We start from the raw sequence: 14,806 nt of genomic DNA, 5'->3' as shown, positions 1-14,806 counted from the left end.
CTTTCGAGGGGGAAAAGACCGGCGTCAGGCGCCGAGAGCGAGCGGCATGGCGGCGGCGGTGAACGCTTCGGCCTGCTGCCAGGTGAGCGGCCGGAGGTCGAGCTGGGCGCCGACGGCCGCGGTCTCCACGGCCGCGCAAGCGGAACGGAGTTCCTCCTCGGAATCGGCCGAGACGGTCAGCAGACCGGTCAGAGCGACATCCGCGTGGCCCGCGATGAGTTGGCGTTCACGGGACTTGATGTCCTGGTACTCGATCGAGTCCGCCTCGGAGTCGACCTGGCCCCGTCGGGCTCGCTCGGCGGCGTCGGCGATCACGCTGGCTTTCTTGCGCTGGACGTCGCGCAGAGCGGCGTCCAGCCCCTTCGGCTCGTACGACAGCGACAGCGTGCGCCGGATTCCGGCGGTGAACAGGAGCTGGTGCAGGAAGCCCGCCGACGTCTCGATGCGGGGCCAGTTCTCCACCCAGTACGTGGCGTGCACGGCCGAGTCGGTCGCGATGTGGTCGGCCTTCTCGACGACCACGACCGGACCGGCAGCAGCGGGCTCAGCCTCGGGATGCCCTGCCGTGGACCAACGGTCAAGCGTTGCAAGGGCCTTGGGGTCGTACGCGGTGCGCACGACGGCTGCGATCTCGCGGGCGTTGAGCCAGCCGGTGGGGTTGAGCCCGGCGGTCCGCGCGGCCTGGTCGAAGGTCGAGGTCAGCTGAGCCAGCACGCTGAAGGCCCCGGCGAGACCGCCTCCGGCCTGGTTGATCAGACGCCGTGCGGCCTTGGCGTCCAGGGACACCGCGACGTACGCCTCGTGCGGTGCCGCCGCCGGTCCGGCACTCTGGATCAGCTCGCTGTAGATCGCGCCGGCCATGGGGGCGTTGGGCTGCCCGTGCTCTTCCCAGTACCGGCGCAGCGCGTCGCCTGAGTCCGGGACGGTGCGCTCGATCACCTGGACACGGGCGACCTGGCCCGTACGGGCGAGCGCGGCCAGTGCACGTCCCCAGCCGTTGACGTTGGCGTTCTGCGTGCCCGGGTCGAGCAGCGCGTAGGCAAGGGAGGAGACCTTGACGACGGCGGTCAGGGTGCCGGTGTGGGGGTTGTGGACCGCGCCGTACCGGCGGTCGGGGGCGGTGACCACGCGCAGGCTGGCGGCGGTTCCGGGCAGGTGGAGAAGCCCTTCGCGGACCGGGCGGCGGGAAGGCCGGGTGAGCCAGATCAGCTGGCCTCGCATCCGGCGCAGGAAGTACCGGGTGACGATCGGAGTCCAGTCGGCCAGGGCTCGGCCGCGGTGGCGGACGAAGGCGAGGAGGGCGATGGCGGCCCAGAGCGGGATGAGTTCGAGGGCCCCGGCCACGCCATGGGTGAGGATCACGGCGAGCAGGAGAAGGCCGGTGAGGCTGACGACGATCAGTTGCGGGGCGGTCAGGCCGAGCAGGATGCCGCGCCTGCTGCGGTGGGGGAACTTCACGGTGGCCGTGGCGACTTCGGCCTGGGGCTTGTCGGACATGGTGGTTCCAGACGGTGGGAGCGGGCGGGGGCGGGGCGCGCGGCGCTCTTCTGGAGGTCACGGCGGGGCTCCGTTTCCGGTGATCGGTGGTGCGGGGGCGGGCTGCGGCTGTAGCCCACCCCCCGGATGCGATTGGTCAGGAACCCGAAGGCGGCTTGCTGGGATACACCCAGTTCGCCGGAGTCGGGGAACCGGTCGCCGAAGGCCCAGTGGTGGACGCCGCAGGGGCCGCTGGCGCCGCGGCACCGGCCCGGGTCATGCTGCCGCCCAGAGCCGGCACGCGGGTGAACTGGTCACCCGGGGTGGCACCCCCTGCATCGCCTTCGTCCGGCCGGGTGATGAGCGGCGGGATGCCGGGGCGCTGGATCAGGGCCCGTCCCTTGTCGCCGGAGGCGTTCGGGTCCTCGCCGTACCGGAAGCGGGTCTGCGGCTTGGGCGGTCCGGCGTCGATGCCTTCCTTGCTCAGATTGCCGCCGGAGGGGTTGATGCCGGAGGCGACACCGTCAGAGCCGGCGCCGGGAACCTGGCTCGGACCCTGAGGTGCGGGCGTGCCGGTGCCGGCCTGCATCGCCAGGCTGCCCGCGGTCTTCGCGGCCCCTGCCGCGACCGCCATCCCGGCGACGCCGGTGCGGTGCAGATCGTCGTGGCCGCCGCCGTCGCTGGCCCAGTGGACGAACTTGTAGGTGGCGTACGGGCACAGCAGGACCAGCACCATCACGACGATGCCCGCCAACGCGTCGGACAGCGCGGCCATGCCGTCGTGGACGTCCGACTTGCCCATCGCCGAGACACCGATGAGGAGGACGATGGTCATCAGGACTTTCGAGACGACCAGCGTGGCGGTGGCCTCGATCCAGCCGCGCCGCCACCGCTTGGCGACTTCCCAGCCTCCGCCCGCTCCGGCGAAGACGGCGAGGGCGACCAACACCAACACGCCCACCTTGCGGGCGACCATCACTCCCCAGTACATGAACGCGCCGATCGCGCACCCCAGACCGACCAGAGAAGGGACGCCCCAGCCGAGTCCGTACATCGTCCCCAGTTCGCTGACCTTCACCACACGGCGGATCGCGTCGTCGACCGAGCTGTTGGCCGCTTTGAACAGGCCGTCGGACAAGGCGTCGACCACGGTGACGGCGACGGAGGTGAAGGAGACGGCGCAGAAGCTGAAGAGGACACCCATCATGGTGCCGATGGCGGCCTGGGCCAGGGCGCGTTCGTCCCGCCGCCAGGCCGCGGACATCAACTGGATGCAGAACGTGCCGACGGTCAGCGCGAGCCCGATGGGCAGCAGCAGTTCGTAGTTGTCCCGGAACCAACCGGCGTTGAGATCGATGGCGGTGGTCTCGTTGACAGCTTTCGCGGCGAGATCCGCCGCACTGGCGGCCAGTTCTCCCGACGACTTCGCGATCCATGCTCCGATGCCGTCGGTGACGCTCCCGGCGGGGTTGGCGGCGAAGTCGACAGCGCCGCACACCTTGTCCATCAGCGGAAAGTCGCAGACTCCCATGGCGATACCTCCTTCCTGGATCGGGTGTCAGGGCGCGACGGACGGCATGACGCCGGCCAGGGCGCAGGAGTGAGAGGGGCGGCACTGGACCGCGAGGGTGGTGACGCGGTTCTCCGCACCACCGGCAGGGGAGCCTTTCCAGGAGATCGACTGCTTGCCGGAGACGGTCACGGCGTAGACGTACGCCTGCGTGATCGTTCCGGGATTCGCCTGGAGAGCCTGGGTGAACGAGTCGGGGAAGTGTCCCTCGTTCACCTTGGCGGTGGCGAACTGGCTGTTCGCAGCCATTTCCTTCCACAGCGCGCGCGAGGGAACGACCGCGTCGACCGAAGCAGGGTCGGCGTACTTGGTCTCGGTGGTCAGCCAACCGTGCAGGGCGGTCAGCAACTCGGCCTGGGAGTACGCGCGGGTGTCGTAGGACCACAGCGCTGCGGCGGCTGCCCTCCCGAACGCGATCGGATCGTGGGTGTCCGGCGGGACCGGGAGGGCGGAACGGTGTGCGCTCGGCGCGGACGGCCCGGACGGCGAAGCGGCCGAGGAGGAAGGAGAGCCCGAACTCGCGCTTGAGGAATGGGCGTTGGAGGACTCCCCGCCATCGCGGGTGAGGTAGGCGATCAAGCCGGCGAGGGCAACGAGCACCACCAGGACGGCGGCGCCGAGCAGCGCCCGGCGGCGCACGCGGGACGCGCCGCCGGGGTTCGAGGAGTGAGAAGGCATCAGTGGACCTGCGTCCCCAACGTGCTGAAGAACGCGACCACACCGTTCGCCGCGCCCAGCAGGAGGGCCGCGCCGGCGCTGACCAGCACGCCCTTCTTCCCGTTGGCCTCGGCCTGGTGACCGCCGGAGTGGTGGCCCCAGGCCCACACGCCGGCGCTGACGGCGAGCGCGCCGACCACGGCGACGATGCCGAAGAGGTTGATGGAACCCATCACCTCCTTGAGGACGGCGAGACCCGGCAGCCCGCCCTCGTTCGGTTTGATCCCGGGGTCGTAGGCGAGCTGGACGACCTTGTCGGCGAGAAACATGGAGAACCTCAGTTCGATTGACCGCATGCCGAAACCGGCTCGGGCGGAGGAGCGGTGCGAGAGGGGAGAAGGTAGGGAGAGCGCGCCGGTCAGACGACTCGGCGGGCCGCGAGAATCTGCGGCTTCCAGGACGCGAGGGTCGCGACACGGACCACGTCGCCGGTGTGCGGGGCGTTGACGATCAAGCCCTGGCCGATGAACATGCCGACGTGCTCAGGGACTTCGGCCGTCCCCTCGGTGAAGACGAGGTCACCCGGCCGGAGAGCGTCCACCGAAACGGCCTTGCCCTCCTTGACCTGCGTGTACGTCGTCCGCGTCAGGGTGACCCCGGCGGCCTTGTACGACTGCTGCATCAGGGAGGAGCAGTCACACCGGCCCATGGGGTCGGATCCGTGGGAGTCGGTGCAGCTCCCACCCCACTGGTACGGCGTGCCGAGCTGGCCGAGAGCCCAGCGGATCGCTGCCTGGACCTTCGACGGGGCATCGGCCGGGATCTTGTAACCGGCCGGCACCGCGCCCGCCGGGATGGTCCCGAAGTCGGTTCCGTCCCCACCGGTCGTACAACCGCCCGCGGTATCCGACGGGACGGTTCCGGTGTCAGCAGAGCCAGACGGAGACGGGCTCGGCGACGCGCCGCCGGACTTCGACAGCAGGGGCGCGATGGCCTTCTGCAAGGCGGTGGCCAGCGGCTCCCACTTGGCGTAAGCCTCCGGGAAACCGGACCGCTGGACCGCTTGAGCGGCCTGGGCGATCGACAGAGACTGCCAGCCCGAGACCTTCCCCAGCGCCTCGTAGAACACGGTCGAGGCGTGCACCGGGTCGAGGATCTCGTTCGCGGTGCCCCAGCCCTGCGACGGGCGCTGCTGGAACAGTCCCAGGGAGTCGCGGTCGCCGTAGGTCAGGTTCCGCAGGCCGCTCTCCTGCAAGGCTGTCGCCAGGGCCACGATCTGCCCCCGGGCCGGGATGTTCATCGCGACGCCGGTGGCCTGGATCGTCTTGGCATTGGGCACCTGCTCGGCCGGATCGTCCAGCCCCGCAACGGAGACCGTCCCCTTGCCGCCGCCCAGGACGGCCTTCACCTGAGTGGCGACCGCCGCGGTATCCAGGGCCTGCGCGCCGCCGGTCGAGCAGGAGGCGGTGGCTGTGCTCGCACCGACAGCGAGGACCGGAACGGCCAGCAGCAGCGGGCCGGACGCGACGAGACCGACGACAGCTCCGGCGGTCTTCTTCATCGCCGCTGCCGTTCACCCGGCCGGTGATGCCGGCCGGGTGATGGTGTCGAGCGGGGGCGCCGAGGTATCAGGGCGTGCTGCATCGCAGCGGCTCCTTGCCGTTCGTAGGAGGCGCGGTGCCGACTTCTCGTGCAAAGCCGCCGGCACCGCGCCGATGTGAATCCGCCGCTCAGGGCGGGCCCGGATCAGAGGAGTTGGTAGCTCCCGGACGCCGGTCTCGGGTCACGCGCGGCAGCCAGCCGCGCTCGTAATCTCAGGCAGTGCAACGGGTGTTCCTCACGGCTTCGGGGACGAGGAGGCAACGGGCTCTCCGTGCTGCTCCCTTGGACCAGGCAGCACGAATAAGCACAGGTCAACCGGGGTGGATCAGGGAGCCCGTCCCGGTGACACGGCGAGACAGTAGACCCGGATCCCGGCCGCACCAAACGGCTCCCGGACCCGGCCCGCGATCATGACGCGGCTCGTTGGGCGCGGCCGGAAAACGCGGCTAACCTCCGGCGCAACCCCGCTCGGAACGACCGCTGTTGAGTGCTGTCCGGAGCGGGTCCAGCCCCGCTGCGCCCTGAAAGAGGCCCCGCGCATGAGTTACACGCTGCACCGAGGCGACGCCCTCACCGTACTGAAGACCCTTCCGGACGAGAGCGTCAACGCTGTCATCACTGACCCGCCGTACAATTCCGGCGGACGCACCAGCTCGGACCGCACCGCCCGCACCGCCCGCGCGAAGTACGTCACCAGCGGATCGGCGCACGACCTCCAGAACTTCCCCGGCGAGAACCGCGACCAGCGGAGCTACCGGAGCTGGCTGACCGCCCTGCTCACCGAGGCGTACCGGGCCTCCACCGAACATGCGGTCGCCCTCGTCTTCTCGGACTGGCGCCAGGAGCCGACCACGTCCGACGCCCTCCAGATGGCGGGCTGGACCTGGTCCGGCACCATCCCGTGGATCAAGCCCGCCAGCCGGCCTCGCAAGGGCGGGTTCAAGCAGTCGGCCGAGTTCATCACCTGGGGCGTCAAGGGGAGCCTGGCGAAGGACCGGGACCTGTACCTGCCCGGCCACTTCGTTGCCTCCCAGCCGCGCAAGGACCGGGTGCACATCACCCAGAAGCCCGTCGAAATCATGCAGCAGCTCGTGCAGATCTGCCCCGAGGGGGGAGTTGTCCTCGATCCCTTCACGGGGAGCGGCTCCACCGGCGTCGCCGCCCTGCGCGAAGGCCGGCGGTTCGTGGGGGTGGAGCTGTCGGCGCACTACGCGAACGTCGCGGAGCGAAGGCTCCAAGCAGAGCTGAATCAGGATGACTTCGTGCTGGCGGGGCCGGAGGTGTGAGCTCCCAACCTCGCCCCGGCAGATCATGCAGCGGTGGGCGTTCGCAGCATCGATGCTCCGAACGCCCACCGCTGTTTCCGTGTTGTGCACGGCGCCAACCACGTTCTAGAAAGACGGCCCGGTTAGGACCCGCTGCAAGCAGAAGACCTGTTGCTCCACGACGTAGCCCGGGGCGATCACGTACTGGACAGGGAGAACGGGATCGCAGGAGAGCCAAGGGGTCTGCCGCGATGGGTTGAGCTTGGTCCCAGGCAGTAGGTCGAAGTCCCACTGGAACGGCAACGCAGTGTGCGTAGCCCGTCGCCACAGTGCCTGCGCTTCCACTAGGGCATGGCCGATTCCGACGGCAAGTTGTGCCGGTCCGTCCACGTGCAGGCCGAGAGCGCCTTCAATGAGTCCGGCCGTAGGGGGAGCCTGGAAGAGGATTCCGGTCAGCTCGCCAAGGAACCACAAGTGGGCAGGCTCAAAGGCTGGCTGAAGTGTGCTTGCTGTGCTGGCGGAGAGCGCCAGCGTCGCAAGGTGGTGCTCGACCAGGGATTGGTAGTCGCGGGCGATGCTCTGGTGGTCGACGTGAGCGTTGGAGGGCAGATCTCTACGCTGACGGGTCTGCGCGGCCAGCATGGCGGAAAGCCTTTTCTCCAACCGGTCCATCCGGGTGCTGGTCTGGGCAAGCTTCTGTCGCAGATCCTGGTTGTCCCTCTCCACGGCGGAGAGCCGTTGATGGCCCGCGTCGAGTTGACGCTGGAGGCGGAAAGGGTCCTCGCCAGCACAGGGCGAGAGGTCTTGCTGGGGCACTTGTGTGTGGGGGCATGAAGCCTCGGGGAGGTCCGAGAAGCAGGGGTCGGAGTTCACGAGCTGTCCTCGGCGAGTCAGTAGTCGGAGGAGAAGTGGACGGTGGTGGCGACTTCTTCCCCGGTCTTCAGTACGACGGCGCGCACTTTGATCTCGGTCTCGCCAAACCGCAGATGCAGCCGCACCTGTCGGTCGTCGATGGCGTCGCGCATGTTCAGTGCGACGGTGACGGTGCCGATTTTCTCGCAGCCCGGTTCCGTCACGTAGCGGGGTGCCTTGTGAGGGGTGGTGTACAGATCGAAGTCCAGTTTCGTGTTGTCTCCCTCAACAGGCAGGAAGACGCCGCTGATTTCAGCGGCCGTATCTACTACGTCGCCGACGGTCACCAGTTTGGCGAACCGTCTATGACAGCGGGCAATGCCGTCTGATGCCGTGTAGCGCAGCTTCTCGGGATCCACATCGGGTTCGAAGGGGGCGCAGCAATCGACCCCGTAGGTGTAGCGGGCGCGACGGGCTCGTGTCTGCGGGCTGTAGGCGAAGTGCACGGCGCCGTAGAGTACGGCGGAGCTCGGGTCCGGCGGTACCAGGACGTGGGCGCGACCCTTGAGGTGTTGTTTGAACGCGTCCTGGAGGTAAGGCGAGTTGCTGAAACCACCCACCATCAGGACCACCGGCATGGGTGAGCCGGGGGGGAGGTTCGGGCCGGTCACCTCGGCCAGCTGCTCGTCGATGAGGTCCAGGACATCGGGTACGACCGTGTCGAAGACGTCCTGCATCTCCTCGGGAGTGATGAGGATGGAGTCGGTTACCCCGTGCTGTTTGCGAGCCAGCCGCTTTCGTACTGCGGCGCCCAGCCTCCGGTCGATCGCGGTGGGGATGGGCAGGGGGACAGGCGCCGTGGTGTTCGGTCCGAAGGACAGCTTGTGGCGCTCCCACGCCTCCACCAGGTCCAGCATCGCCTCGGGTACTTCTTCGCGGAGCTGTTTGACGAGTTCCGGCTTGCCGAAGCGATCGGCCAGCAGTCGGTCCTCAAAGCGATGATTGAGCTCGTTCGAGCCGTGTCGCCCGCCGTTGACCAGGCCGATCTCGACCATGCGGCCATCATCGTCGTTCATATAGGCGGCCAGGTCGACAGTGCCGCCGCCACTGTCGACCACCAGGATGCGTCGGCCTGGGGCTGAGAGATCCGCTGAGGGCTGATCGCCTTCCCCGGGAGGTTTGGCGCCGCGAGTACGCGCGTGGTGGACTGCTGCCTCGGGCTCAAGGGCAAGGATGAGCCGGCCGTCTTCAGCGGGGAATCCTGCGGTGGCAGCGCACCGTCTGACTGACTGTTTGTTCCAGTCGCTGAAGATCGCTGGCACGGTGATGCAGTAGCGGATGTCCTCCTCTAGGTAGCCGCTGCTGGTGATCTGTGCCAACGCCGTCTCACGTATGCGAGAGAGCAGCTCGATCGTCAACCGTTCTGCCTCGCCCAGCGGTTCGACCAGTTGCAGGCGCGGTCCGTCGTCATCGCTCGCGGTCTCGTTGCCTTCCTCGACGGGAGTGTCCGCACTTCCGTGGTTCTCCTGGTCCGGTGGCGCAGTGGTGTCATCACCGGTCGCGGAGGCCCGTGAACTGGCTGCCTCTTCACGGCGCCCAGTTCGCCCACGCGCAGTGGCGGTTCGCGGCGATGCCACCATCAGGTCCATCTTGAACGCTGCGCGATACCTGTGACCTGTGCCGCCGCTGGGAAGACTCAGCGCCTGACGTCGGGCTTCGTATCCCCAGGCGAGGACCTTGTCACCCTCGCCGAGCAACAGGGCCGAGAGGTTTTTGACGGCCGCTACTGGCTGTCCCGGCCACTGCGTGAAGAAGTGGATGCGGCGACGCTCGGCGTCGTCGTTCTCTTCATCGATGACGGCCCAGGCGAATCCCGTGGCATGTGTACCGAGGTCAATACCGCAGACGACCAGGGGTTTGGACATGTCTCTCCCAAAGAGATCAGGGCTGCGAAGCCATCCAGAGGTTCGCTGACGACGCCCTGCTTCACAAGAACAGTGCCCGCCAGTTTTCCGAATCGGGCTGAACCCGCCGCATAACCGGCCTCTAGTACACCAAGATGGCCGACATTGGTAATTCAATACGACCGGTTAGGGTCCCAAAATTGGGCATGTATATTTCTGGGAAGATCATGGAGGTGTAGATGTGTGACGACTCGACCTCTCCCATGTGGCTGGCTGAAGGTGAACCGGAAGCACAGGGAAGCGGATTCTTTACGAGGGTTTCCGTGGCTCTCCCCAGCGAGAGCCACGGCGGAAATACGACCGAGAAGGAAGGCGAGAAAGGTGATGAAGGGATCCTCGGCAAGCTACGCGCCTACGGCCAGATGAAGGCAAGCCGCGACGACTTGATCCGTGAAGCTGAAGCCCGGCAGATTGAAGAGGCGCTCATCGCCCGCTTGATGGGGCACTCGCGTACCACTGTCCGTACGGTCCTGGGGAAACGGTAAGACGGCTGAAGCTTCGAAGAAACCGAGGCTCCGACTGCCCGCTCCGTGTCCCTGTTCCAGGCAGCGATGGAATCGTCACCGACCTGTCAGGGGCTCCGTCAGTGAACCTTTTGTCGAAGGCGATCAAGTTCACTGCTACGAGCTTCGGAGATACGCCGACAGCGCTGGATCATGTCGTGACGATGGCGGTGGATCGGAGCGCAGTCTGTGGTCATCCCCGGTGGATTCCCCGTCACTCGCGTGATGTCGTCGCTCGGGCTCCCCATGAGGGCGAGCGTCTGGTTGTACTCGGCGACCTGACACTCCGCACCGGCATCGAGCATCTGCAAGTCGAGCCGCCCGGGGGCGTGTTCGGGCCCATCGAACCAGAGACGACAGCTCTTATTTCCGTGAGCGCAGGAGCAGGTGCGCATGTCTTCCCTGAGAGCGATTCCGCAAAGAGGATCGGTGAGGTGTTCGACGAGCAGGTCGTGGTCCGTCCAGCGCGTCTTGGCGAAGGTCAGCCGGAATCCGTACGTGCTGGTGTGCTTGGTGAAGCCAGCCATATCCAGCCAGTCTGCTCCCGAGCGGAAGATCAGCAGCCTGCGCAGCAGGGCGCTGCCGAAGGCTGCTGTCTCGTGCCACGCCTCCTCGAACCAACCGTGCTCGTGAGCGAAGGCCCGCTCCGCCGGCGTCAGGCCCTGGTGCTTACACGGTGACTGCTCGCCGACCTCGGCCGCAGCCAGATTCCGGAACTCCTCAGCCTGTGCCCAGGCCCGGTCTGGAATGCCTTCAAGCCGAAGACGCGCGGCAGTTCCGTGAAGCCCGACGTCGAGCCTCCCATGCCCGGCTTTGAGCACACGCAGACCACAGATCCCGCGCAGGCCGCCCTTGCCCCCAGACGAGAACAATCCCCAGGCGATCAGTGAGGCCAGGCCATCGGGGTCTGCGTCGGCCGCGAAGCGGATGACGGCATGCTGTTCAGCCGGAATGACGCGCACGATACGCAGCGGCCTCGTGGTGTACGTGGTGGGAAAATCCAGCAGGGCCCGGAGCACCCGGCTTTCGAGGACCGCCTGCTCGCGTTGCGCAGCAGGAATGGGCGGGCTGCTCGCCGGAAGCCGCTCGATACGTTCCTTCGCGCCGGACCATGTCTCCCCGGTATAGCGGCGGCACATGGCGATCACATCGTTCTTGGGCACAGCAGGCTCCTCCGTGTGCTGCCGGATCTCAGCACGGGAAAGAAGCGCTGTCTGCGAGAACGGTGGTCTTGCGGATGCGTTAGTGAAAGCGCGAGGGCGCCTGGGGCTTTCGACACGCTGCGCCATCGATCCGGACAGACGCACGACGAGGGTTCCCTCAAACCCGGGGCAGACCATAACCAGGATTTGGCGTATACGCCAAGCATCATTCACTCGGCCGAGTGAATGATTCCTCTACTTTCCCGGAAGGGATTCCTTCGGGCGTGACCCTTGCTAAGATTCCGGCGCGGCTGACCACCGCTCCCCGGAGACTAATCGGCCCTTAATCCTCCGAGCTCGGGTGAACCGGTCTCCGACGAGTCCTCTACGCATCCATTCGGATCTCGCATTCCTCACGTCCCGGGCCGAGACGTTCAGGAGAGACTCATGAGCACGATGCGGCAAAGCGTTTCCCTGCTCCGGCGCCTCTACACCGGCGAGAGCGTCCAACAGGCCCGCCGTGCGGTTGACCGGCTGGAAACCGGCACACCGCCCATCCCCCCGGCCTCTACGCAGGCACAGCAGCTCCTGGAAGCACGCGTGTTCGTCAGCCTGCTGGAGTTCCGGAACCTGTACACCCGATACCCCCTCGGCATCACCTCGGTGCACCCGGACCGGGACGGCATCGCCCTTCGGGTGGAGAGCGAAGAGCGGGCGGCCGAGCTTCTCTTCAACCTTCTGCCCACGTACGTCTCGGACCACGAGGTCCACGGCGTACCTGGTCTCCGCATCACACGGCGCGACCGCACGGCGATCGAGCTGCGTGTGCTCGGCGAACCCACCAAGCTGCGTCTGACCGGCCTTCCGTCGACACTCTGGCGCAACGCCATCGCCAGGACGCTCGACGAGTGGACCGACCCCGACCCCGCCCGCCTGCGCTGGCAGTCCTCACCGAAAGCGTGGACCGATACGGAGCGCGCTCACCATGCTCAGTGGGAGGACGCGGACGACCCCTTCACACGAGTGCAGAAGCGCGGCGCCTGGCTGGGCAGCGGACTGCTGCGCCGAGCCGCCCTCCTGCACACCGTGTCCAACACCTTCTTTGCCGACGGCTACCGGGGCGGAGCCGCCGATGCGGTACGACTGGTACTGCGCTCCTCCCACATCCGCGGGCAGGGGCCTGGGCCGCACAACATCGTCGCCGCACTTGTGGACCCCGCGTTCGGTCTCCCCCTCCACCTCAAGCGGTTCAGCGGAGACACCGACGAAAGCTACGGCAAGGACCAGCAGTTCGTCCTGGGAGACCACGCCAAGACGGTCATCCTCGATCTTCAGGCTGAATCAGAGCGGTCACCCTCCTCCATGATGGAGTCCGGCCTCTGGCAGACGATCCTGCGCCGGCTGCCCGGCTCGGGGTTCACAGAGAGCCTGTCCCCCAGCGTCCTCGCGGGTCTGTGCAGCCTCGGGGCAGCGTAGGTGTGCCCACCCAGGAGACGGCCCTCGCCACCACATGACCGGGCGGCAGCACCGAATGGTGACGAGGCGACTGCTTCTGAGGTTGGTACGGCTCGGTGTGTCAGGCGGCCTCGAATGCCCGCCGGATCAACGGACCCGCCTTCTCCAAGTCAGCTGCCTCCGAGATGCGCACCTCCAGGTCGCCTGTCCCGAGGTGACCGATGCCGCGCATGTCCCGGGTGAAGCCCTCCTCCAGCGGGACCGCGCCCGGATTGAGTCTGAGGTAGACCAGGATCGCCTCGTGCTTCGGACGGAAGATCACCGACGCCACGTTCACCAGCCGCCGGTAGGCGATGTAGTGCCGAAGCGGCGCCACCTCGACCTCGCCCCACGCTGTGAGGGTGTCGTCCAGTTCCGTGTACAGGTCCCGCAGGCAGTCCGGGACAAGGACAGGCCCCACCGATGCCGGAACCGCCGCCACCCTGTCGTCCGCCGCTTCCCGCTCCCGGTTCCGCCGCGCCGAAACTGTGCTCGGCGACCCGGGCGAGGAGTCCACGAGCAGCAAGCTCAGCAAGCCCCCCTCGAAGACGCGATAGCGCACCAAGTCGATCCGCTCGGGCAGCCGTTGAACCGCCACGCGGTCATGGTGGGAGAAGCCGGCCGCGATGCAGACCATCCGCGGCCGGCGCCAGTCGATGGACTCGGCCGCATCCGGGCCCAGTACCTTCCGTACGAGCGCCTCGACCTCGTGGCGCGCCGACTCCAGCCAGGACAGGTAGGAGACGGCCTGCGACAGCACGCCGTTGTCGGAGCCCTTCTTGTACTCGATCACCACCGGACTGCCGTTCTCGTCCAGCCCCAGGGTGTCGATCCGGCCCCGGTGCCACGGACCGGTCGGGTACTCGGATGCCAGGAACCGGATGCCAAGCATTTGCTCCAGACCGGCCTCGACCCGCCGTTGCAGCTCCACCTCCAACGCCACTGTCGAACCGGGCAGCTCGATGTCCTGCCCGTTCGCGTCTTGCCGGAACAACATCAGCTCGGCCATCGGTGCCCTCCCGTGATCTCTGCAAGAAGACCAATCGACGGAGGGCACCGGGTATTCCGCCTACGGGCCGACAAGACAGATGTCTGTCCAGCTCCCAGGGGCGCACCTCTTGCGGACCAGGGTGACTGTCAAAGCTCAGGTGCGTGTCAGTTGTCAGCGTCTTGCTGGGCTTCGTCGTCGGTGTGGGGGCCCTCCAGCTCAACCATGGCGTCGGCCAGGCGGAGGAGGCTGGCGTCACCTCGGCAGGCCGCAGGGGTGTAAGAGGCGCCGGGGATGGCAATGGCCGATTCGGTCAACAGCTCACCGAGCTTGTTCACCGGGTAGCCCTCGGTCCAACGGATGCGGTACCGGCCGCCGGGACGGCGCGAGTACTCGGTGACGGCGTTGTGCGTGAAGGTGGACCACCACAGACGTCCGCGAGTGATCAGGGCGCTGCGCAAGGCCGTACAGGAGGTCGGGGCCCAGTAGTGGGCAAAACTTTCTTCGGCCGATGTGATGCGTGGGGCGTCCTTCAGCAGTTGCTGTCCCCGCTCGGCCTCATTGAGCAGCCTCATGTCCCATACGTCCAACGAGGTCCGGCTGTCCCGGAACTCCAGACGGCCACCAGTGGGCAGGTGATGCATCAGGAGGCTACGGCCCTGTACTTTTTCCAGGCGAAGGCCCGGAATTCCAGTAAGCCCGGCGGGCATATCCGATGCGGTGGTCAGCGTCGGCAGGAGGTAGAGCGCCACACGGGCCGCACAGGACATACGCAGAACAAGCCGGTCCGGATGCGGCAGCACGACGCTGTAGTACGACAGCAAATCCGGGAAGGCGCGCCCGCCCATGCGGTCGAAAGGGTGCTCACGGTGACGGCTGAACAGACAGAGTTGCAGCATCGCTCGGAAGAGCTGCTGGGACGGATCGCGGGTGTCCAGACGAATCCGTCCGGCCGGATCGAGCAGAGGCTTCAGATCGTGAGCGCTCAGGTTGAGCAGTCGGCGGCATTCCGCACGGCGGGCTTTGTCTCTGGCGTAGGGCATGACGGATCTCTCCTCGAATGGGGTGCTGCCCGGTCAGCAGGAGGAAAGCCGTCTTGGCTGTAATGAGCGTCGAGAGGAGACGAGGTATCGCACCCTTTGGCCCGTAGCGGACCCCCTCCGGGAGAGAGTCCTCGACCGCCAGCCGGTCTCCGCGGCTGTGCGGGCCCACCGTATCGGGCCACGGAGTATCACACTGGGGGACACGCCAAGCCGAGGGAGACTCTGGATACAGACTGGGCGATGTCGAACC

General features: G+C 67.2%; 13 protein-coding genes. 4 read left to right on the top strand and 9 right to left on the bottom strand.

Translation table 11 applies throughout. The features are described from left to right. Positions 1–24 precede the first annotated feature (24 nt). From ACYUD3_RS31840 to ACYUD3_RS31820, 5 genes are all read right to left on the bottom strand, one after another. Entirely contained in the window at positions 25–1,497 is a 1,473-nt protein-coding gene (locus ACYUD3_RS31840) for an SCO6880 family protein (RefSeq protein WP_470977497.1), read from the bottom strand. 136 nt (positions 1,498–1,633) lie between these two features. Further along, positions 1,634–3,007 (bottom strand): SCO6881 family protein, encoded by a 1,374-nt coding sequence (locus ACYUD3_RS31835; protein ID WP_470977494.1) that lies wholly within the window; start codon positions 3,005–3,007, stop codon positions 1,634–1,636. A 27-nt stretch (positions 3,008–3,034) separates the two neighbouring features. After that, the gene (locus tag ACYUD3_RS31830) at positions 3,035–3,724 is read right to left on the bottom strand and encodes a hypothetical protein (RefSeq protein WP_470977491.1); all 690 of its coding nucleotides are present in this window, start codon (positions 3,722–3,724) and stop codon (positions 3,035–3,037) included. After that, positions 3,724–4,032, bottom strand: a complete 309-nt coding sequence (locus tag ACYUD3_RS31825; RefSeq protein WP_470977971.1) for a DUF6112 family protein — start codon at positions 4,030–4,032, stop codon at positions 3,724–3,726. The genes ACYUD3_RS31830 and ACYUD3_RS31825 overlap by 1 nt, the downstream gene beginning before the upstream one ends. An 89-nt stretch (positions 4,033–4,121) precedes the next feature. Continuing rightward, positions 4,122–5,264, bottom strand: coding sequence for a C40 family peptidase (locus tag ACYUD3_RS31820; RefSeq protein WP_470977488.1), 1,143 nt, complete (start codon positions 5,262–5,264; stop codon positions 4,122–4,124). Between the two features lie 580 nt (positions 5,265–5,844). Between ACYUD3_RS31820 and ACYUD3_RS31815 the strand changes: the two genes are divergently transcribed. Beyond that, entirely contained in the window at positions 5,845–6,591 is a 747-nt protein-coding gene (locus ACYUD3_RS31815; RefSeq protein WP_470977485.1) for a DNA-methyltransferase, read from the top strand. Positions 6,592–6,921: 330 nt separating this feature from the next. Continuing rightward, complete coding sequence (locus ACYUD3_RS31810) at positions 6,922–7,404, top strand: hypothetical protein (RefSeq protein WP_470977482.1); 483 nt, start codon at positions 6,922–6,924, stop codon at positions 7,402–7,404. A 56-nt stretch (positions 7,405–7,460) separates the two neighbouring features. On the opposite strand, the gene ACYUD3_RS31805 is transcribed toward ACYUD3_RS31810, so the two are convergent. After that, entirely contained in the window at positions 7,461–9,347 is a 1,887-nt protein-coding gene (locus ACYUD3_RS31805; protein ID WP_470977479.1) for an Hsp70 family protein, read from the bottom strand. 218 nt (positions 9,348–9,565) lie between these two features. On the opposite strand from ACYUD3_RS31805, the gene ACYUD3_RS31800 reads away from it, so the two are divergent. After that, positions 9,566–9,871, top strand: a complete 306-nt coding sequence (locus tag ACYUD3_RS31800; RefSeq protein ID WP_470977476.1) for a hypothetical protein — start codon at positions 9,566–9,568, stop codon at positions 9,869–9,871. A 98-nt stretch (positions 9,872–9,969) separates the two neighbouring features. Here ACYUD3_RS31800 and ACYUD3_RS31795 read toward each other — a convergent pair whose 3' ends face one another. Beyond that, on the bottom strand, positions 9,970–11,052 hold the full coding sequence (locus ACYUD3_RS31795) for a hypothetical protein (RefSeq protein WP_470977473.1): 1,083 nt from the start codon (positions 11,050–11,052) through the stop codon (positions 9,970–9,972). A gap of 426 nt (positions 11,053–11,478) precedes the next feature. Between ACYUD3_RS31795 and ACYUD3_RS31790 the strand changes: the two genes are divergently transcribed. Continuing rightward, positions 11,479–12,507, top strand: a complete 1,029-nt coding sequence (locus ACYUD3_RS31790; RefSeq protein WP_470977470.1) for a hypothetical protein — start codon at positions 11,479–11,481, stop codon at positions 12,505–12,507. A 100-nt stretch (positions 12,508–12,607) separates the two neighbouring features. Here ACYUD3_RS31790 and ACYUD3_RS31785 read toward each other — a convergent pair whose 3' ends face one another. Beyond that, positions 12,608–13,534, bottom strand: coding sequence for a DUF5655 domain-containing protein (locus ACYUD3_RS31785; RefSeq protein ID WP_470977467.1), 927 nt, complete (start codon positions 13,532–13,534; stop codon positions 12,608–12,610). A 146-nt stretch (positions 13,535–13,680) separates the two neighbouring features. Beyond that, a complete protein-coding gene (locus tag ACYUD3_RS31780; protein ID WP_470977464.1) occupies positions 13,681–14,556 on the bottom strand; it encodes a hypothetical protein in 876 nt (291 codons plus the stop codon). Between the last annotated feature and the right edge of the window lie 250 nt (positions 14,557–14,806).

The organism is Streptomyces sp. AMJ-169 (assembly GCF_055597585.1).
The sequence above is the reverse complement of the archived record's forward strand: the minus strand, read 5'-3'. Positions and strand labels throughout refer to the sequence as shown.

Bases quoted from the DNA above. Each gene is read 5' to 3' on its own strand.
- ACYUD3_RS31840 (WP_470977497.1), bottom strand. From the start codon at position 1,497: ATGTCCGACAAGCCCCAGGCCGAAGTCGCCACGGCCACCGTGAAGTTC.
- ACYUD3_RS31805 (WP_470977479.1), bottom strand. From the start codon at position 9,347: ATGTCCAAACCCCTGGTCGTCTGCGGTATTGACCTCGGTACACATGCC.
- ACYUD3_RS31790 (WP_470977470.1), top strand. From the start codon at position 11,479: ATGAGCACGATGCGGCAAAGCGTTTCCCTGCTCCGGCGCCTCTACACC.
- ACYUD3_RS31815 (WP_470977485.1), top strand. From the start codon at position 5,845: ATGAGTTACACGCTGCACCGAGGCGACGCCCTCACCGTACTGAAGACC.
- ACYUD3_RS31800 (WP_470977476.1), top strand. From the start codon at position 9,566: ATGTGTGACGACTCGACCTCTCCCATGTGGCTGGCTGAAGGTGAACCG.
- ACYUD3_RS31780 (WP_470977464.1), bottom strand. From the start codon at position 14,556: ATGCCCTACGCCAGAGACAAAGCCCGCCGTGCGGAATGCCGCCGACTG.
- ACYUD3_RS31835 (WP_470977494.1), bottom strand. From the start codon at position 3,007: ATGGGAGTCTGCGACTTTCCGCTGATGGACAAGGTGTGCGGCGCTGTC.
- ACYUD3_RS31830 (WP_470977491.1), bottom strand. From the start codon at position 3,724: ATGCCTTCTCACTCCTCGAACCCCGGCGGCGCGTCCCGCGTGCGCCGC.
- ACYUD3_RS31810 (WP_470977482.1), top strand. From the start codon at position 6,922: ATGGCCGATTCCGACGGCAAGTTGTGCCGGTCCGTCCACGTGCAGGCC.
- ACYUD3_RS31785 (WP_470977467.1), bottom strand. From the start codon at position 13,534: ATGGCCGAGCTGATGTTGTTCCGGCAAGACGCGAACGGGCAGGACATC.
- ACYUD3_RS31820 (WP_470977488.1), bottom strand. From the start codon at position 5,264: ATGAAGAAGACCGCCGGAGCTGTCGTCGGTCTCGTCGCGTCCGGCCCG.
- ACYUD3_RS31825 (WP_470977971.1), bottom strand. From the start codon at position 4,032: ATGTTTCTCGCCGACAAGGTCGTCCAGCTCGCCTACGACCCCGGGATC.